Origin of the sequence: Pseudomonas siliginis (assembly GCF_019145195.1) — a bacterium.
GTDB lineage: Bacteria > Pseudomonadota > Gammaproteobacteria > Pseudomonadales > Pseudomonadaceae > Aquipseudomonas > Aquipseudomonas siliginis.
The window spans coordinates 1-18,590 of the sequence record NZ_JAHSTW010000002.1 but is presented as its reverse complement, the minus strand read 5'-3'; the positions used below and the strand labels follow the sequence as shown (position 1 = coordinate 18,590).

Genomic DNA, 18,590 nt, shown 5'->3' with positions numbered 1-18,590 from the left:
GGAGCGAGCCTGCTCGCGAAGAGGGTGTATCAGTCACCGTTGATGTTGACTGACCCAGCGCCTTCGCGAGCAGGCTCGCTCCCACATTGGGTTTTGTGTTGAGGCATAAAAAAAGCGGCGCCCTATCAGGCGCCGCTTTTTTGCATCTACGACTCAGAAATCCAGCACAACCCCGACATTCACTCCCTGCTGCTTGAAGTCATCATCCTTGCGGAAGGTATAACCGCCACGCAGCGCCAGATCCGCCGTCAGCTTGTGACTGACACCCAGGCTCAAGCGGTTCAGGTGACTTGCCGGTGTGTAGCCTTCAAGGGTGAAGTCATTGGCCGGCAGGGTGTTAAGCGCGATGTTGACCTTCTGCACGTCATCTTCGTACTCACGCTCGTGGGCGTACTCGCCATACACCTGGGTTTGCGCGGTGAAGTTGTACTTGCCCTGGATGCCCAGGCCCAGGCGTTTCGAATCGCGGCTCTGGTCATCGAAGGTCAGCGCGGTGGCGCGGTTGCTCTTTTCCGAGTAACCGTCGACATCGACACTGGCGTAATCAGCGCTGACAAACGGCGACAGATGCCATTGGCTGCCCGGTTGCGCAATGTCATAGCCCAAGCGCGTGCTGAACGCCCACAGGCTGCCGTCGGTATCGCCTTTCTCCGCGCCCTCGCTGGCGCCGAGGTCGAACTTGCGCTTGAGGTTGTCGTAGTCGAGTTTGCCACCGGTCAGCGCCGCGTCGGCCCACCAGCGATTCTGCTGGAACTGGGCGAACGCGGTGGCCATGTAGCTGTTGAGTTTGTAATCGGAGTCGTTGTGCCCGGCCTCGAGATTCTGCCGGTACAAACCGGCCGCCACGCCCACGCGCCAAGCCTCGTTCAAGCGATAGCTGCCGCCGACGTTGAGGTTGTAACCGCTGCCATCGGCACTGGCGCCGCTGCTTTGGCTGTCGACATCCAGATGCTGTCCGCCGGCCGAGACAATCGCGCGCCATTGACCGACCGCTTGCCAGTTCTCCCAGTCTGCCTGCCATTGGTTGCGTAATTCATCCTGATGCGCACGCACGGTGCCGTGTGCCATTTCAGGTAGCAGGCTCAATTCCCACGGTGCAGCCAACAGCGAATAGGCGTAATCGGCGATCAGTTTTTGCCCGGATTCGGTCGGGTGTACGCCATCGTTGTAGATCAGTTTGGTCGGATCCGGCGTGGCGCTGTTGATCCCGTAGCGGGCGTTTTCCGTGCAGCTATTGCCACTGAAGCAGGTCGCGGTGAGGTTCTGATCGGTAGCCAGACCAAAGCGCCCCGGGTCGGCGAAGACTTCCGAGAGCAGCACCGGAATGTTCAGCGGAATGACTTCGGCGTTGATGCCTTGCAGGCGCGTCACCAGCTGACTGTTGAATTGATTGGCAAGGGTGCTGCTGAACGCTTGCAGCGGCGTGCCGTTCAGAGCGGGTGTCAGGCCCACGTCGGGCAGGAGCCAGACCATCACGTATTTGGCGCCAGCGGTCTGCAGGGTCTGCACGCTGTCGGCCAGTCGATCGGCTGCGGCGTTGGCCTGGGGCAGGCTGAGAATGCGGCCCTGGAGGAAGTCGTTGCCGCCACCGGAAATGTAATACAGCGCATTCGGGTCGGCGCGGAAGCCGTTCGACGGCAGGTACCCGGCGCGGGTGCGTTCACCGGTGGCCGATTGTGTAGTGATCGAATCGAGAATCTGGTCGGTGCGATAGCCACCGACTGCCCAGTTGTTGCCGTCGGGCTGGCCGTTTTCCGCGCGCACTGCGGAGCTGGAAGAGGCTGTCTGGTCGGGCGAAAAGCCCAGGCGGCCGCCAAGCAGCTGGGTGGAATTCAATGAAAAAACTTCGCCGCTGCCATCCTGATACGCCGGCCCGGTACGGTTGGTGTAACGCTCGGTGGAGCCCGCCGGGCCGCCCGTGTCGGCGAAGGTGCCAGCATCGTTGAGGCTGTCACCGAAGACGATGAAACTGGAATAAGGATTGGGCGCTGCATTGGCCTGGGCGCAGGCGAGTGCGAGCAAGCAGCTGGCCAGCGGTACAAACAACGTCTGTCTGATCATGAGCAAGTCCGTTTATTTATTGTTGTAGGTGAACGAAACGACAGTACCAAAAACGTTCGGCATTTTGCCATCGGTCGCGAATCCCTCTGCCGTTTTATAACCCGCAGGCCCCGCCATATTGCACGCTCCGCCCAGCTAAGTTACTGTGCCGGAACGTATGAACGAGACCTTCCCCGTGTTGATCACCAGCAAACTTCTGGATCAAGTCATCAAGGCACACGCCCGCTGGCGTTGGCGCGCCTGAATCTTCTCTGCCGGCTCCGCCGGATCTGTATCGCTTTGCCTTCCTTGTCTGTTTGAAATGCCGCTGTGCTGGCGCCCTGTGCGCGTCCGACATCGCGCAGCGCCCTGCGGGCAAGTCATCTGAAGGCTGTCATCAAGTCAGAATTCAAGAGGTTCGAAACGCCATGTTGCTGATGATCGACAACTACGACTCCTTTACCTACAACGTTGTGCAATACCTCGGCGAGCTGGGTGCCGAGGTCAAAGTGGTGCGCAACGACGAACTGACCATCGCCGAAATCGAAGCGCTGAATCCCGAGCGCATTGTGGTTTCCCCGGGGCCGTGCACGCCCACCGAGGCGGGCGTTTCCATCGATGCGATCAAGCACTTCGCCGGCAAGCTGCCGATTCTCGGCGTCTGCCTCGGCCACCAGTCCATTGGCCAGGCCTTCGGCGGTGATGTGGTGCGAGCCCGCCAGGTCATGCACGGTAAGACTAGCCCGGTGTTCCACGAGGACAAGGGCGTGTTTGCCGGCCTCAATCATCCGCTCACCGTTACCCGTTATCACTCGCTGATCGTCAAGCACGACAGCCTGCCCGATTGCCTCGAGCTGACCGCATGGACCCAGCACGATGACGGCTCGGTCGACGAGATCATGGGCCTGCGTCACAAGACCCTGAACATCGAGGGTGTGCAGTTCCACCCCGAATCGATCCTCACCGAGCAGGGTCATGAACTGTTTGCCAATTTCCTCAAACAAACCGGCGGCACGCGCTAAGGACTTCCCATGAATATCAAGACAGCCCTCAGCCGTATCGTCGAACACCTCGACCTCAGCACCGATGAAATGCGCGATGTGATGCGCGAGATCATGACCGGCCAGTGCACCGAAGCGCAGATCGGCGCGTTCATGATGGCCATGCGCATGAAAAGCGAGAGCATCGACGAAATCGTCGGCGCCGTGTCGGTGATGCGCGAGCTGGCCGATCAGGTCGAGCTGAAAACCCTCGACGGCGTGGTCGATGTGGTCGGTACAGGCGGTGACGGTGCGAACATCTTCAACGTATCGACCGCGTCTTCCTTTGTGGTCGCAGCGGCCGGTTGCACCGTCGCCAAGCACGGCAACCGCGCGGTGTCCGGCAAGAGCGGCAGTGCCGATCTGCTGGAAGCTGCCGGCATTTATCTGAACCTGACCCCGGTACAGGTCGCGCGCTGCATCGACAACGTCGGCATCGGTTTCATGTTCGCCCAGACCCATCACAAAGCGATGAAGTACGCCGCCGGCCCGCGCCGCGAACTCGGCCTGCGCACGCTGTTCAACATGCTCGGCCCGCTTACGAATCCGGCCGGTGTGAAGCATCAGGTGGTCGGCGTGTTCACTCAGGCGCTGTGCCGGCCATTGGCCGAAGTCTTGCAGCGACTGGGCAGCAAACACGTGCTGGTCGTCCATTCGAAGGACGGTCTGGATGAATTCAGCCTCGCCGCGCCGACCTTTGTCGCTGAATTGAAAAACAACGAAATCACTGAGTATTGGGTCGAACCGGAAGACCTCGGCATGAAGAGCCAGAGCCTGCACGGTCTGTCGGTTGAAGGCCCGGAAGCGTCTCTGGCGCTGATCCGTGACGCCCTCGGCAAGCGCAAAACCGAAAACGGCCAGAAAGCTGCCGAGATGATTGTGCTCAATGCCGGTGCGGCGCTGTACGCCGCCGACCTCGCAAGCAGTCTGAAACAAGGTGTGGAGCTGGCGCACGACGCGCTGCACACCGGCCTCGCTCGGGAAAAGCTCGAGGAGCTGGGTGCCTTTACCGCGGTATTCAAAGTGGAGAATGAAGGATGAGTGTACCGACGGTTCTGGAAAACATTCTGGCGCGCAAGGTTGAGGAAGTCGCCGAGCGCAGCGCTCGGGTCAGCCTGAGCGAGCTGGAAAGTCTGGCCAAGGCGGCCGATGCACCCCGTGGTTTTGCCCAGGCTTTGCTGGCGCAAGCGAAGAAGAAGCAACCGGCCGTGATCGCCGAAATCAAGAAGGCTTCGCCGAGCAAAGGCGTGATCCGCGAAGACTTCGTCCCGGCAGACATTGCCAAGAGCTACGAAAAGGGTGGGGCCACCTGTCTGTCGGTGCTGACCGATATCGACTACTTCCAGGGCGCCGATGCCTACCTGCAACAGGCGCGCGCCGCCTGCAAGCTGCCGGTGATCCGCAAAGACTTCATGATCGATCCGTACCAGATCGTTGAAGCCCGCGCGCTTGGCGCCGATTGCGTGTTGTTGATCGTCTCCGCCCTGGACGACGTGAAAATGGCCGAGCTGGCCGCCGTGGCCAAAGGCGTCGGTCTCGACGTCTTGGTGGAAGTGCACGACGGTGACGAACTTGAGCGCGCGTTGAAAACCCTGGACACGCCGCTGGTCGGGGTCAACAACCGCAACCTGCATACTTTTGATGTCAGCCTGGAAACCACCCTCGATCTGTTGCCGCGTATCCCGCGCGATCGCCTGGTGATCACCGAAAGCGGCATCCTCAATCGTGCCGACGTCGAGCTGATGGAAATCAGCGATGTGTACTCGTTCCTGGTCGGCGAAGCGTTCATGCGCGCGGAAAATCCGGGCATTGAATTGCAGCGCCTGTTCTTTCCGGAGCGTGGTGTGCCGATCAGCGGTTCGACCCTCGACTGACCGAGTCGACCTCATTCGCGAGCAGGCTCGCTCCCACATTTGGAATGCATTTCCCCCTGTGGGAGCGAGCCTGCTCGCGAAGGGGCCATCGAAACCGCAAAAGATTTCCATGTTGCCGGAGCCTGTTATGTCGCTGCCAACCCCCCTGACCATCGAATCCGGCCTGCAAGCCGAACAGGACTTGCTGGCCTCGGTCTGCTCTGGCGACGCCGAATTTGGCCTGCTGTTCTGGCAACCCACCGATCGCGCGCTGGTCATGCCGCGCCGCCTCAACCGTCTCCCGCATTTCGACCACGCCTGCGAAGTTTCCGCTGCTGCTGGCTGGCCGGTGCTGTTGCGTGAAACCGGTGGTGAGCCCGTCCCGCAATCCGCTGCGACCATCAACATTGCCTTGGTGTATGCCCCGCCTCGCAGCGAAGGCGATCTGAACCGCATCGAAACCGGCTACCGCCGCCTGTGCGATCCGATCTGTCAGTTGCTGGATGAATTGGGTGGCACCTCGTCGGTCGGGGAAATCGACGGCGCATTCTGTGATGGACGTTTCAACGTCAATCTCGACGGTCGCAAGATGGTCGGCACGGCCCAGCGCTGGCGCCAGAGTCAGGGCGGCCAGCGTCCGGTGGGCCTGGTGCACGGTGCGATGCTGATGGATGACGAGCGCGAAGCGATGGTTGCTGCGGTCAATCGCTTCAATGAAGCCTGCGGCCTGGAGCAGCGGGTGAGGGCGCAAAGCCACATCGCCCTGCATGAGAAATTCAACGCGCCACAGGCGTTGGCGCGTCTCGATGAATTGTTTCGTTTGATGCTGGCGCAGATTTACGTCTAGCGCGTGCCGAAGACCACCATGGTCTTGCCCTTCACGTCGACCAGATTGCGTTCTTCCAGATCCTTGAGCACGCGGCCGACCATTTCTCGCGAACAACCGACAATCCGACCGATTTCCTGACGGGTGACTTTGATCTGCATGCCGTCCGGGTGGGTCATGGCGTCCGGCTGTTTGCACAGCTCCAGCAGGCAGCGGGCGACGCGGCCGGTGACGTCAAAAAATGCCAGGTCGCCGACTTTGCGCGTGGTGTTGCGCAGGCGTTGTGCGATTTGTCCGCTGAGGGCGTAAAGAATGTCTGGATCCTGCTGCGATAACTCGCGGAACTTGGCGTAACTGATTTCCGCAGTTTCGCATTCGACCTTGGCCCGCACCCAGGCGCTGCGTTCCTGCTCCTGACCTGCCTGCTCGAACAGACCCAATTCGCCGAAGAAATCCCCGGCGTTGAGGTAGGCGATGATCATCTCGCGGCCATCGTCATCTTCGATGAGGATGGTGACCGAACCCTTGATGATGAAGTACAGCGTGTCCGAGCGATCGCCGGCGCAGATGATGTTGCTCTTGGCCGCATGACGCCGGCGCTGGCAATGCATCAACAGCTTGTCGATGTTCTTGATTTTGGGTGTGGGGGTAATAGCAACCATGGTTGTATCCCGAAAAGACTGCACGGTGATGTTTGAGTTGTTATGAGGCGCTGAAGGCGGTCGCTACAGAGCTGACGAATTGGCGCCAGCGAATTGGCGCCAGCTTACCAGACACTTCGTCGTAAATTCGAGAAATTACCTACAGCCAGAAAGCATCCGTCCTAGGACGTCGTTCCTGTCGGGACAAAGTGCTGTGCTAAGCTGGCGACCCTTTTTTTACAGTGGAGTCTGGGCGATGAAGGCACGCATCCAATGGGCTGGCGAAGCCATGTTCCTCGGCGAATCCGGCAGCGGTCATGTCGTGGTAATGGACGGCCCGCCAGATGCCGGTGGCCGTAACCTCGGGGTTCGCCCGATGGAAATGCTCTTGCTGGGTGTCGGCGGTTGCAGCAACTTCGACGTGGTCAGCATCCTGAAGAAGTCGCGCCAGGCCGTTGAAAGCTGTGAAGCCTTCCTCGACGCCGAGCGTGCGACTGAAGATCCGAAGGTGTTTACCAAGATCCACATGCACTTCGTGGTCAAGGGCCGGGGCCTGAAAGAAGCTCAGGTCAAGCGCGCCATCGAACTGTCGGCCGAGAAGTATTGCTCGGCGTCGATCATGCTCGGCGCGGCTGGCGTGGCGATTACCCACGACTATGAAATCGTTGAACTCGGCTGAACCGACATTCAACTATCATAAAAGCAGTGCAGACTCTGGCGATCCCCCGCTGACGTCTGCATAATGCGCCACTTTTTTCAGGGCAGTGATCGGTCAGCCGACAGGTCATCCGCCTGAACAGATAACCAAAATCGCCATCGCGAAGAGGTGTTAACCGTCCTACGCAGGTGCGTTGTTCGCACTTGACGGGCATGCTTGATCACGCGGCCGCGCCGCATACATAGAGAGTTTTTAACGGTGAAAAGCAAACTCAAGCTCCACGGGTTCAATAACCTGACAAAGACCTTGAGCTTCAACATCTATGACATCTGCTACGCGGAAACCCCGCAAGACCAGCAGGCTTACGTTGAGTACATCAATCAAGAGTACAACGCGAAACGCCTGACGCAGATTCTCACAGAAGTTGTCGAGATCATTGGTGCCAACATCCTGAACATCGCCAGTCAGGACTATGAACCCCAGGGCGCCAGCGTCACGATTCTGATTTCGGAAGAGCCGGTAACCCCGACTGACAGCCAGATCGAAGAATCGCCGGGCCCTTTGCCCGAAATTATTCTGGCCCACCTCGACAAGAGCCACATCACGGTGCACACCTATCCGGAAATCCATCCGGACGATGGTATTGCGACCTTCCGTGTGGATATCGACGTGTCGACCTGTGGTGTCATTTCACCGCTCAAAGCGCTCAACTTCCTCATTCACCAGTTCGATTCGGACATCGTGACCGTGGATTACCGTGTGCGCGGCTTCACCCGTGACGTTGAAGGCAACAAGCACTTCATCGACCACGAGATCAACTCGATCCAGAACTACCTCTCCGAAGACACTCGCGACGCGTACCAGATGACCGACGTGAACGTGTACCAGGAAAACCTGTTCCACACCAAAATGCTGCTGAAGAACTTCGAACTGGATAACTACCTGTTCGGCGATGCCACCAGCAACCTCTCGCCCGAGCAGCGTGCCCAGGTGACCGACCGTGTGAAGCACGAAATGCTGGAAATCTTCTACGCGCGCAATATGCCGACCTAAGATTCCCGGAAACAAAAAAGGCGACCTCCTGGTCGCCTTTTTCATGCCTCACATAAAACCCCTGTGGGAGCGAGCCTGCTCGCGAAGAGGTCATCAGCACCGACACAGATCTCAGATCCGATACGTACTCTTGGTCATCACCTTCGCCAACAAACTCATGCCGAACTTCACCGGCGCCGGAAAACGAAACCCGCCCGCATCCAGGGCACTTTCCGCATGGTGTTCTTCATCGATGCGCATCTGCTCAAGAATCGCCCGGGACTTTTCGTCCTCGGCCGGCAATTGCTCCAGATGTTCGTTCAAGTGCTTGCAGACCTGATGCTCGGTCGCCGCAACGAAACCAAGGCTGACCTTGTCGCTGATCAGGCCGGCCACCGCGCCGATACCGAACGACATGCCGTAAAACAGTGGATTCAGCACGCTGGTGTGGCTGCCCAACTGATGGATGCGCTGCTCGCACCAGACCAGATGATCGATCTCTTCTTCAGCCGCGTGCTCCATGGCTGCGCGTACCTGCGGCAACTTGGCGGTCAGCGCCTGTCCCTGATACAGCGCCTGGGCGCAGACTTCGCCGGTATGGTTGATGCGCATCAGACCGGCGACATGGCGGGTGTCTTCATCGCTCATTTGCGTATCCGGCTGCAGAATCGCTGGCGACGGGCGGTAGGGCTGGCCACTGAAGGGCAACAGAGTGCGCATCGCGGCATCGGCTTGCAGCAGCAGACGGTCTATGGGCGAGTAGTGACGTTGGGTAGTCATGCTGACCTCCGGGAAGAATCTCGGCGGCCAGTTTAACCGAATCGGCCGGCGAGGGTTTGCGCTGGGTCACTTGCTGCGCGGTCAGGCTTTTTGTGGGAGCGAGCCTGCTCGCGAAAGCGGATTATCGGATACTGAAGTGTTGAATGTATCGGCGCCTTCGCGGGCAGGCTCGCTCCCACAGTTGGTTGTCGCCAATCAGCCCGGCGGCCAGTTCATCTGGCGCTGACCCAGCACGTGCATATGAATGTGATAGACAGTCTGCCCACCAAGTTCATTGCAGTTCATCACCACGCGGAAGCCCTCTTCGCAACCCAGTTCCAGCGCCAGACGCTGCGCGGTGAACAGGATGTGCCCGGCCAGCGCCTTGTCGTCTTCGGTCAGGTCGTTGAGCGTGCGCACCGGTTTTTTCGGGATTACCAGAAAGTGCACCGGAGCTTGTGGGGCGATGTCATGGAAGGCCAGAACCTGGTCGTCCTCGTAAATGATCTTCGCCGGGATTTCCCGGTTGATGATTTTGGTGAACAGAGTATCCACTGCTGTTTCTCCGTTGAGTTGGGCTGAATCGAGTGTACCGCTTCGAAGTCGTCTTCCTAGCGGGGGCAGTAAGCTTTGTTGATCATGCCGACGATGGTGCGATTGAGCCAGCGCGAACCCAGCCGCGGCAGGAACGCCAGCCAGCGATTGCGTCGTCCCGGAATGATAATGGCGCGGTTTTTATCCAGTGCACGTACGGCATGCAGTGCCACTTCTTCCGGACTCATCAGCGAGTGGCTGCTTTCGATCTTTTCGCTACTCATCTGTGCGGTTCGGAAGAACGGTGTGCGCGTCGGGCCGGGGCACAGCACCGAGACTTTCACGCCGCTTTGTTTGAGCTCCACGCGCAGGGCTTCGGAAAAATGCAGCACATAGGCTTTGCTGGCGTAGTACGTGCTCATCCATGGGCCGGGGCTGTACGCAGCCACCGAGGCGACATTGAGGATCTGCCCGCCACCCAGCAGCGCCATGCTGTTACCCACCGCATGGCAGAGGCGGGTGAGGGCGAGAATGTTGACCTCGATGAGGTCCTGCTCAGTCATCCAGTCCTGCGCGAGGAATGGCCCGCAGGTGCCGATGCCTGCGCAATTGACCAGCAGATCGATCTGCCGGTCGCCTTCTTCCAGCTCCAGCAAAAAGCCTGACAGGCGCAACGGTTCGCCGAGGTCGCAGGCGCGAAACAATACTTCGACATCGAAACGCTGGGTCAGCTCGATGGCGATACTCTCCAGCTGATCACGCTGTCGTGCCACCAGAATCAGGCTGCGGCCGCGCCGGGCCAGTGCTTCGGCCATGGCCAGGCCGATGCCGCTGGAAGCGCCGGTGATCAGAGCGTAACGGGTCATGCAGTTCTCCATCGCAACAGCTCCGCGCCGGCGACGCGGTTGTCGCGGCAGGGAGCGCTGTTCATTCTTGCGCAGAGTCTACAGGGGCCTGCGCCGGTTCGGCTGCCTCGTCGGCGGAAATCGCTGGCGGTTCAACGACCTCAACTTCGTCGGTGGTCACCGAGCCGCTGTCATAGCTGCTCTCCAGATTGCTTTCATATTCTTCCTGCACAGCCGAGAAGCCGCCAAGCAGGCCGCCGGCAAAAATCAGTGCGAAGAATACGATCCACAACGAGCACAGCACTTTGACCGCCGTGCTGTTCGGTGGCGGCGGCGGCCCATAGCGGTTGGCGCCGGTATTGCCGGGTACGACCATCATCACCAGCGGGAAAAAACTGCCCACGAACGGCACCAGATTCAACAACCACAGCCAGCCCGACCAGCCGATATCGTGCAGGCGCTGAACGCTGAACAGAATGCTGACGATCATGAAGCCGAGGAACAGGAAGACCGCCAGAATGCCGCCGAGGATCAGCCCGGTGGTCGAGTCGCCGCTGACCAGTCCCAACGCAATTAAAGCAAACACGCCGACGATGGGCAGGGTCACCAGGCTCAAGACCATGGTCCAGGCGAGAAAGCGCAGGCGACCGATCCGGCCTTCGACGCTGAATGGCTTGAGCGTGGCGAATGGCGGCAGAGCTTCACCGACATTGGCGCGCGGAGGGGCGTAAGGCGAGTCCGGTTCCATCACCGCAGCAGGGTTATCGTGGACGTCCGCGAGATTCAGCTCGATGGCGGTTTCCGCTTCGATCTGCGCATCGATCCCGGTTTTGTTCAACGCCTGCAGATACGTCTGCGCATCGCTGTGAGACAAATCACGTTTGAGAGCGACGGTGCGGCCATTGAACAGGCGCTCGATGGCGGCCACATCGCTTTTGAACAGATCCGCCAGATTCAGTTTGGCGGTGGTGAGGTCGACGCCGGGCTGCAGCGCGCCGTCGAAGACGATCTTGTAACGGGTGTCGCTCATGGCCGAGGCATCCTTGTCGCGATTCATTTGGCAGCCAGTCTGATCAGGACTGGCCAGATATGTTTTTCAGCGCGGCCAGCGTTCCGGCAGCTGTGCGGCGCGCGTTTAGGCTTGACGATATTCAGCGTCGAGCCGCGCGATCAACTGATCCACGCTTGGCAGGTCACCAATCTGGCCAACACCCTGGCCCGCCGACCACACGGTCTTCCAGGCTTTGGCTTCATCGTTGATCGGCTTGAGCTTGTCGCCGAAGTTCACCTCGCCCTTGCCTTGCAGTGCCGCCATGTCGAAACCGGCCGCCTCCAGGCTCTGGCGCATGAAACTGGCCGGCACTCCCGACACTGCTGGAGTATGAATGATGTCGGCAGCCTTGGCTGTCAGCAGCATGTCTTTGTAGGCGTCAGGCGCGTGACTTTCTGTGGTGCCGATAAATCGCGTACCGAAGTAGGCCAAATCCGCACCGAGCAACTGTGCGGCGAGAATCTCATGGCCGTGGTTCAGACATCCTGCAAGCAAGAGTGTCTTGTCGAAGAACTCACGGATCTCGGCAATCAGCGCAAACGGGCTCCAGGTGCCGGCATGCCCGCCAGCACCGGCCGCAACGGCAATGAGCCCGTCGACGCCGGCTTCAGCGGCTTTCTCGGCATGGCGTCGCGTGGTCACGTCGTGAAACACCAGACCGCCATAGCTGTGCACCGCGTCGACCAGTTCCTTCACCGCGCCGAGGCTGGTGATAACGATCGGCACCTTATGCTCCACGCAGATGTCCAGATCCGCCTGAAGGCGCGGGTTGCTGTGGTGAACAATCAGGTTCACCGCATAAGGGGCCGGATTATCCAGCGCCGCCAGGCCCGCTTCGATCTGTTCCAGCCAAGCCTTGAACCCACTGCTTTCGCGTTGGTTCAGCGCCGGAAAGCTGCCGACCACGCCGTTGCGGCAGCAGGCGAGCACCAGTTCCGGATTGGAGATCAGGAACATCGGCGCTGCTACTACGGGCAGACGCAGATGTTGTTCGAGCAGAGCGGGCAGCGACATTGAGAACACCCCGAGGATCTGTATTGGTTGAAGTTAGAACGGCTTGACCACGACCAGAATTACGATAGCCAGCAATATCAGAACCGGCACTTCATTGAACCAGCGATAAAAGACATGGCTGCGGGTGTTTTCGCCACGGGCAAAGCGTTTTACCTGCGCGCCGCACATGTGGTGGTAGCCGATCAGCAATACGACCAGAGTCAGTTTTGCGTGAATCCAGCCGCCCTGGCTGAAGATCGATGGATTAAGGTAGATCAGCCAGCCACCGAAGATCAGCGTGGCGATCATCGCCGGGCCCATGATGCCGCGATACAGCTTGCGCTCCATGATGCTGAAGCGTTCCTGGCTGATCGTGTCGGTGCTTTGCGCGTGGTAAACGAACAGGCGCGGCAAGTAAAACAGCCCGGCAAACCAGCAGACGACGCTGACAATGTGAAACGCTTTGAGCCATAGATAGAGCATTTTTGGTTATTCCCTCATTCACGGTAGCCAGATAGTAGAGGCTTGAGCGTCCGCGCGTCACCTTGGCGGTTGTCGCAGGCGCGCGCGGCCCCTATTATCGACGGCTTTCCAGTGGGTTCGTTGAGGGCAGGTTTATGGTCAAGGTCGGTATCGTCGGCGGCACGGGTTACACCGGTGTCGAACTGCTGCGTCTGTTGGCACAGCATCCGCAGGCAGAAGTGGTGGTTATCACTTCCCGATCCGAGGCCGGCCTGGCCGTGGCTGACATGTACCCGAACCTGCGCGGTCACTATGACGGGCTGGCGTTCAGCGTGCCGGACGTGAAAACCCTTGGCGCCTGCGATGTGGTGTTTTTCGCCACGCCGCACGGTGTGGCTCACGCCTTGGCAGGCGAGCTGCTGGCGGCGGGCACCAAGGTCATCGACCTGTCCGCCGACTTCCGTCTGCAAGACGCTGATGAATGGGCCAAGTGGTACGGCCAGCCGCACGGCGCGCCAGATCTGCTGGACGAAGCTGTATACGGGTTGCCGGAAGTCAATCGCGAGCAGATCAAGAAAGCGCGCCTGATCGCGGTGCCGGGTTGCTATCCGACCGCGACGCAATTGGGTTTCCTGCCATTGCTGGAAGCAGGTCTGGCCGACGCATCGCGTTTGATCGCCGACTGCAAATCCGGTGTCAGCGGTGCCGGGCGCGGCGCGGCTGTAGGTTCTTTGTACTCCGAGACGTCGGAAAGCATGAAGGCCTACGCGGTAAAAGGTCATCGCCACCTGCCGGAAATTCGCCAGGGCCTGCGTCGCGCGGCGGGCAAGGATGTCGGCCTGACCTTCGTCCCGCACCTGACGCCGATGATTCGCGGTATCCATTCGACGCTCTACGCGACTGTGGTCGATCGCTCGGTGGATCTGCAGGCACTGTTCGAAAAGCGCTATGCCAACGAACCGTTCGTCGATGTGATGCCTGCGGGCAGCCACCCGGAAACCCGTAGCGTGCGCGGCGCCAACGTCTGCCGCATCGCCGTGCATCGTCCACAGGATGGCGATCTGGTGGTCGTACTCTCGGTGATCGACAACCTGGTCAAGGGCGCCTCGGGCCAGGCGGTGCAGAACATGAACATTCTGTTCGGACTGGATGAGCGCTTCGGTCTATCCCACGCCGGTATGCTTCCTTAACGGCCGTCACAGGTCAGGCGCCGCAAGCTTGAAGCTCACCGCTTGAAGCTTGCAGCTGCCTTTCTAATAGTTGACCAATTTTCTAGGACAAGCGGATAATGCGCGTCATCACGCATTATGGCGGCGTAACGCCGGGAGATAGTCAGCATGAGCGTCGAATCCTTCACCCCCACGGCTTTGCAATTCACCCAAGGTGCTGCGCACAAGGTGAAGAGCCTGGTCGATGAAGAGGGGAATGATCGCTTGAAGCTGCGCGTATTTGTTACGGGCGGCGGTTGTTCAGGGTTTCAATACGGTTTCACCTTCGATGAAGATGTTGCCGATGACGACACCATTGTCGAGCGCGAAGGCGTAAGTCTGGTGGTTGATCCGATGAGTTTCCAGTACCTGGCCGGTGCGGAGGTGGACTACCAGGAAGGTCTGGAAGGTTCGCGCTTCGTGATCAAGAACCCGAACGCGACAACGACTTGTGGTTGCGGGTCGTCGTTCTCGATCTGATCGCGCTTTACAGCACACAACAAAACGCCGCAGAGCCTTTCGGTTCTGCGGCGTTTTTGTTTCTGAAGGTTATGCCGGGTAGATGGCGCCGAGTACGCGCAGGCCGCGAGCGCCGGTGACGCTTGGCCGATTGGCGGCGATGCCTTCCAGGCAGCAATGGGCGAGCCAGGCGAAGGCCATGGCTTCCACCCAATCCGGATCAACCCCGTGAGTTGCGGTGCTGGCCACTTGGGTATTTGGCAGCAGATCCGCCAGACGCTTCATCAGCGTGGCGTTGTGCGCGCCGCCGCCACAAACCAGCAGTTCCCGAGTGTCCGATTGAGCGCTTTGTAGCGACTCGACGATGGTCAGCGCCGTAAGTTCGAGCAGCGTGGCCTGAACGTCTTCGGCAGCGAAAGTCGGCAGACGCGATAGATGCTGTTCCAGCCATGGCAGATTGAAGACTTCCCGGCCGGTACTTTTCGGGCCTTTGGTCACGAAGAACGGGTCGCTGAGCAGTGCCTTGAGCAGGGCTGGTTCAACCTTGCCGGTCGCAGCCCATTTGCCGTCCCGGTCATAGTTTTCGCCACGTTGCCGGTGAATCCAGGCGTCCATCAGAACATTCCCCGGGCCGCAGTCGAAACCGGCTACAGGTTTGTTCGGCTCAATCAGGCTGAGATTGCTGAATCCGCCGACATTCAAGACTGCCTGGTTACCAGTACGCTCTTCAAACAAAGCTTCGTGAAAGGCTGGTACCAGAGGCGCACCTTGGCCACCCGCTGCGACATCGCGGCTGCGGAAATCACTGACGACGGTAATACCGGTCAACTCAGTCAGCAGGGCTGGATTACCGATCTGCACGGTAAACCCGCGCGCCGGCTCATGGCGAATGGTCTGACCGTGGCTGCCGATAGCGCGGATTGCATCGGGCTTGAGTTGTTGCTGCGCGAGGAGGGTGTGAATGCCCGACGCGGCAAGTTCGACCCAGTGTTGCTGGGCAATCGCCGAGCGGGCGATCTCGTCGGGGCCGCTGGCGCACAAGCCAAGCAGCTCGGCGCGCAGTGAGTCAGGCATTGGCAGGTAGTGGGTGGCGATCAGTTTGATCGCCGAGGTCTGCTCGATCAGGGCGATGTCCAGCCCGTCGAGACTGGTTCCGGACATCACACCGATATACAGGGCCATGGCTTAGCGCTTGCTCGAAGCCAGCATGGTGGCCTTCTCTTGATCCATGCGCGCCATCAACGGCTGGCTCTGCGCGAGGAAGCGCGCGCGTTCGGACTTGGCGATCGGATCGGCCATTGGCAGCTTCTGGCCGAGCGGATCGACGTGAACGCCGTTGACCTGGAATTCATAGTGCAAATGCGGGCCGGTGGAAAGGCCAGTTGTACCGATATAGCCAATGACTTGACCTTGCTTGACGCTGCCACCGGTTTTCACGCCTTTGGCAAAGCCCTGCATATGGCCATAGAGCGTACGGTAAGTGTTGCCATGCTGAATGATCACAGTGTTGCCGTAGCCACCGCGACGGCCGGCCAGCAGGACTTTGCCGTCACCGGCAGCCTTGATCGGCGTGCCTCGCGGCGCTGCGTAGTCGACACCTTTGTGGGCGCGGATCTTGTTGAGGATCGGGTGCTTGCGGCCCATGGAGAACTTCGAGCTGATGCGGGCGAAGTCAACCGGCGTACGGATGAAGGCCTTGCGCATGCTGTTGCCATCGGCTGTGTAATAGCTGCTGTTGCCTTGTTTGTTGGTGTAGCGAACAGCGGTGTAAGTCTTCCCGCGGTTGGTGAAGCGCGCCGACAGGATCGGGCCGGTGCCGACAGCCTTGCCGTTGATGACTTTCTGCTCGTAAATCACATCGAATTCATCACCCTGACGAATGTCCTGCGCGAAATCGATGTCGTAGCCAAAGACACTGGCCATGTCCATGGTCATGCTGTGAGAAAGGCCGGCGCGGGCTGCGGACTGCGACAGTGAGCTGTTGATGACACCGTGGACGTAAGCAGTGCGAACAGTTGGCTTGGCAGTCACTCGGTTGAACGAATAACCCTTGTCATTCTTGGTCAGGGTGATGGTTTCAACGTCGCTGACCTTGCTGTGCAGGCTGGTCAACTGGCCTTCCGGACTCAGTTCGAACTCGAGTTTCTGGCCGCGCTTGAGCTGGCTGAACTGTTTGGCTTGCTTGTCGCTTGCCAGTACTTCGTGCACGGAGGCTGCAGGCAGACCGACTTTTTCAAACAGGGTAGACAGCGTATCGCCTTTGGAAACCACGACTTCACGGTGCCCAGGCTCTTTCGGTTTCTCAGCAGGCGCCACAGGTGTTGGCGCGGTTTCAGCGGTTTGTGCGGTGTTTTCGTCGCTGTTTTCGATTTGTGCGAACGGCGAAGCTGCGGGCTCGTTTGTGGCTTGAACCGCATCAGCAGCGTCTTGATCTTGTGTCAGTTGTTCAGCAGGACTTTCCAGTTCAAGACTCAGAGTCGTCTTTTTGGCTTCAACATCGCTGGAGGGAAATACCAGCAGCGCCAGGCTGAGAAGGGCGGCGATTCCACTTGCGGCGAGCAGGTGGGTCTTCGGGTAAAGCGGGGGCGCTTTAGACGGTTCTGTGGTCATAGGTAATTTTTGACTTTGAAATAGATGAATTGGAAAAGATGAATGACATGATGAAGATGAAATAACTGTATAAAATATAACCAAATCATCGCTGAAGCAAGTCTACAGACCTCGGGTCTGTGGATTGGTGTCCGTGCGCCGGGCAAAACTTGTAATTGGTGCGCGTTCTTGTATGGTTGGTTCCCTTTGAATCTGAGCCTTGCGGGTCTGTTATGAAGTCGGTTGAAGAGCAGCTAGCGCTGATTAAACGTGGTGCGGAAGAACTGTTGGTCGAGTCCGAGCTGGTCGAGAAGCTCAAGCGCGGCCAACCGCTGCGTATCAAAGCTGGTTTCGACCCTACCGCTCCGGATCTGCATCTTGGTCATACGGTGCTTATTAATAAGCTGCGCCAGTTCCAGGAACTGGGGCACCAGGTGATCTTCCTTATAGGTGACTTCACCGGGATGATCGGTGATCCGAGTGGCAAGAGCGCCACGCGTCCGCCACTGACGCGTGAGCAGGTTCTAGAAAATGCTGAGACCTACAAGACTCAGGTTTTCAAAATCCTTGATCCGGCGAAAACCGAAGTTGCCTTCAACTCCACCTGGATGGACAAGATGGGGCCAGCGGATTTCATTCGTCTGACCTCGCAATACACCGTCGCTCGCATGCTCGAGCGCGATGACTTCGACAAGCGCTACACCACTAATCAGCCAATCGCTATTCACGAGTTCCTCTATCCCCTGGTTCAGGGTTATGACTCGGTCGCGCTGCGCGCGGATGTCGAACTGGGCGGTACCGATCAGAAATTCAATTTGCTGATGGGGCGCGAGTTGCAGCGTGGTTATGGTCAGGAAGCCCAGTGCATTCTGACCATGCCATTGCTGGAAGGTCTGGATGGCGTGAAGAAGATGTCCAAGTCGTTGGGCAACTATGTCGGTATCCAGGAAGCGCCAGGCGTCATGTACAGCAAGCTGGTTTCCATCCCGGATGCGCTGATGTGGCGTTACTTCGAGTTGCTCAGCTTCCGTTCTATGGATGAAATCAATGCATTCCGGGCTGACGTCGAAGCTGGGGCGAATCCGCGTGACATCAAAATCAAACTCGCTGAAGAGATCGTTGCGCGTTTCCATGGTGAAGATGCTGCAGCGAACGCTCACCGAGGCGCTGGCAACCGCATGAAGGATGGCGAGCTTCCAGATGACTTGCCTGAGATCGAACTGTCTTCGGTTGAGGATATGCCAATCGCTGCCGTCCTTAATAAGGCAGGCTTGGTGAAGAACTCGGCAGCGGCGCGTGATCTGTTGGCGGCGGGCGGAGTCCGGGTCGATGGTGAATTGGTTGATCGCTCCTTTATATATGCACTGGGCGCGACTCACATTTGCCAGGCCGGCAAGAAGGCTTTTGCACGAATTACGCTGAAATCTGAATAAAGTTGAAATTGGGGGTTGACGGCGAATTCCAGAGGTCTATAATTCGGCCCACTTCCGGCGCAGTCGAAACGGAAAACTCCTTGAGATTCAAAGAGTTACGCAGTTTTCGACAGCGGCTTGCTTCAGATCATCGAAGCCTGGAAGGAGTTGAAAGAGCAGTGATGTGT

The 18,590-nt window shown here is 58.9% G+C and carries 19 protein-coding genes; 9 read left to right on the top strand and 10 right to left on the bottom strand.

Going from position 1 to position 18,590, the window contains the following annotated elements; genetic code table 11:
- Positions 1-153: 153 nt before the first annotated feature.
- A complete protein-coding gene (gene estP, locus KVG87_RS03950) occupies positions 154-2,061 on the bottom strand; it encodes an esterase EstP (protein WP_217849418.1) in 1,908 nt (635 codons plus the stop codon).
- A 407-nt stretch (positions 2,062-2,468) separates the two neighbouring features.
- Here estP and KVG87_RS03945 point away from each other — a divergent pair, with 407 nt between their 5' ends.
- The 4 genes from KVG87_RS03945 (at position 2,469) to KVG87_RS03930 (ending at position 5,780) form a co-directional block, all read left to right on the top strand.
- The gene (locus KVG87_RS03945; RefSeq protein ID WP_041476683.1) at positions 2,469-3,062 is read left to right on the top strand and encodes an aminodeoxychorismate/anthranilate synthase component II; all 594 of its coding nucleotides are present in this window, start codon (positions 2,469-2,471) and stop codon (positions 3,060-3,062) included.
- A gap of 9 nt (positions 3,063-3,071) precedes the next feature.
- Positions 3,072-4,121 (top strand): anthranilate phosphoribosyltransferase, encoded by a 1,050-nt coding sequence (gene trpD, locus KVG87_RS03940; RefSeq protein ID WP_041476682.1) that lies wholly within the window; start codon positions 3,072-3,074, stop codon positions 4,119-4,121.
- The gene (trpC, locus tag KVG87_RS03935) at positions 4,118-4,954 is read left to right on the top strand and encodes an indole-3-glycerol phosphate synthase TrpC (protein ID WP_041476681.1); all 837 of its coding nucleotides are present in this window, start codon (positions 4,118-4,120) and stop codon (positions 4,952-4,954) included. Before trpD ends, trpC begins: the two co-directional genes overlap by 4 nt.
- Before the next feature lie 127 nt (positions 4,955-5,081).
- Positions 5,082-5,780: a lipoate--protein ligase family protein gene (locus tag KVG87_RS03930; RefSeq protein WP_217849416.1), complete on the top strand. Its 699-nt coding sequence runs from the start codon at positions 5,082-5,084 to the stop codon at positions 5,778-5,780.
- On the opposite strand, the gene crp is transcribed toward KVG87_RS03930, so the two are convergent.
- Positions 5,777-6,421 (bottom strand): cAMP-activated global transcriptional regulator CRP, encoded by a 645-nt coding sequence (crp, locus tag KVG87_RS03925; RefSeq protein WP_016772920.1) that lies wholly within the window; start codon positions 6,419-6,421, stop codon positions 5,777-5,779. The genes KVG87_RS03930 and crp overlap by 4 nt on opposite strands.
- A 235-nt stretch (positions 6,422-6,656) precedes the next feature.
- On the opposite strand from crp, the gene KVG87_RS03920 reads away from it, so the two are divergent.
- Together KVG87_RS03920 and speD are read left to right on the top strand one after the other, a co-directional pair.
- Positions 6,657-7,079 (top strand): OsmC family protein, encoded by a 423-nt coding sequence (locus tag KVG87_RS03920; protein ID WP_016772921.1) that lies wholly within the window; start codon positions 6,657-6,659, stop codon positions 7,077-7,079.
- Positions 7,080-7,316: 237 nt separating this feature from the next.
- On the top strand, positions 7,317-8,111 hold the full coding sequence (gene speD, locus KVG87_RS03915) for an adenosylmethionine decarboxylase (protein ID WP_024014530.1): 795 nt from the start codon (positions 7,317-7,319) through the stop codon (positions 8,109-8,111).
- A gap of 111 nt (positions 8,112-8,222) precedes the next feature.
- Here speD and coq7 read toward each other — a convergent pair whose 3' ends face one another.
- The 6 genes from coq7 to hemJ all read right to left on the bottom strand — a co-directional run bounded on the left by coq7 (position 8,223) and on the right by hemJ (position 12,755).
- On the bottom strand, positions 8,223-8,870 hold the full coding sequence (gene coq7, locus KVG87_RS03910; RefSeq protein ID WP_041476678.1) for a 2-polyprenyl-3-methyl-6-methoxy-1,4-benzoquinone monooxygenase: 648 nt from the start codon (positions 8,868-8,870) through the stop codon (positions 8,223-8,225).
- Positions 8,871-9,065: 195 nt separating this feature from the next.
- A complete protein-coding gene (locus KVG87_RS03905; protein WP_017128660.1) occupies positions 9,066-9,404 on the bottom strand; it encodes a histidine triad nucleotide-binding protein in 339 nt (112 codons plus the stop codon).
- Between the two features lie 56 nt (positions 9,405-9,460).
- Positions 9,461-10,249: an SDR family NAD(P)-dependent oxidoreductase gene (locus KVG87_RS03900; protein WP_041476677.1), complete on the bottom strand. Its 789-nt coding sequence runs from the start codon at positions 10,247-10,249 to the stop codon at positions 9,461-9,463.
- 61 nt (positions 10,250-10,310) lie between these two features.
- The gene (locus tag KVG87_RS03895) at positions 10,311-11,258 is read right to left on the bottom strand and encodes a DUF805 domain-containing protein (protein WP_217849414.1); all 948 of its coding nucleotides are present in this window, start codon (positions 11,256-11,258) and stop codon (positions 10,311-10,313) included.
- Positions 11,259-11,363: 105 nt separating this feature from the next.
- Entirely contained in the window at positions 11,364-12,293 is a 930-nt protein-coding gene (locus KVG87_RS03890; RefSeq protein WP_217849412.1) for an NAD(P)H-dependent flavin oxidoreductase, read from the bottom strand.
- Positions 12,294-12,326: 33 nt separating this feature from the next.
- Positions 12,327-12,755: a protoporphyrinogen oxidase HemJ gene (gene hemJ / locus KVG87_RS03885; protein WP_217849410.1), complete on the bottom strand. Its 429-nt coding sequence runs from the start codon at positions 12,753-12,755 to the stop codon at positions 12,327-12,329.
- Positions 12,756-12,889: 134 nt separating this feature from the next.
- Between hemJ and argC the strand changes: the two genes are divergently transcribed.
- Entirely contained in the window at positions 12,890-13,924 is a 1,035-nt protein-coding gene (gene argC / locus KVG87_RS03880; protein ID WP_041476674.1) for an N-acetyl-gamma-glutamyl-phosphate reductase, read from the top strand.
- A 147-nt stretch (positions 13,925-14,071) separates the two neighbouring features.
- Positions 14,072-14,422 (top strand): iron-sulfur cluster insertion protein ErpA, encoded by a 351-nt coding sequence (gene erpA / locus KVG87_RS03875; RefSeq protein WP_007918905.1) that lies wholly within the window; start codon positions 14,072-14,074, stop codon positions 14,420-14,422.
- Positions 14,423-14,491: 69 nt separating this feature from the next.
- On the opposite strand, the gene KVG87_RS03870 is transcribed toward erpA, so the two are convergent.
- Positions 14,492-15,583: an anhydro-N-acetylmuramic acid kinase gene (locus KVG87_RS03870; RefSeq protein WP_217849408.1), complete on the bottom strand. Its 1,092-nt coding sequence runs from the start codon at positions 15,581-15,583 to the stop codon at positions 14,492-14,494.
- A 3-nt stretch (positions 15,584-15,586) separates the two neighbouring features.
- Positions 15,587-17,011, bottom strand: coding sequence for a peptidoglycan DD-metalloendopeptidase family protein (locus tag KVG87_RS03865; protein WP_217849406.1), 1,425 nt, complete (start codon positions 17,009-17,011; stop codon positions 15,587-15,589).
- Between the two features lie 212 nt (positions 17,012-17,223).
- Between KVG87_RS03865 and tyrS the strand changes: the two genes are divergently transcribed.
- Positions 17,224-18,423 carry a tyrosine--tRNA ligase gene (gene tyrS, locus KVG87_RS03860; protein WP_217849404.1) on the top strand — a complete coding sequence of 400 codons (1,200 nt, stop codon included), beginning with the start codon at positions 17,224-17,226 and terminating at the stop codon, positions 18,421-18,423.
- Positions 18,424-18,590: the final 167 nt, after the last annotated feature.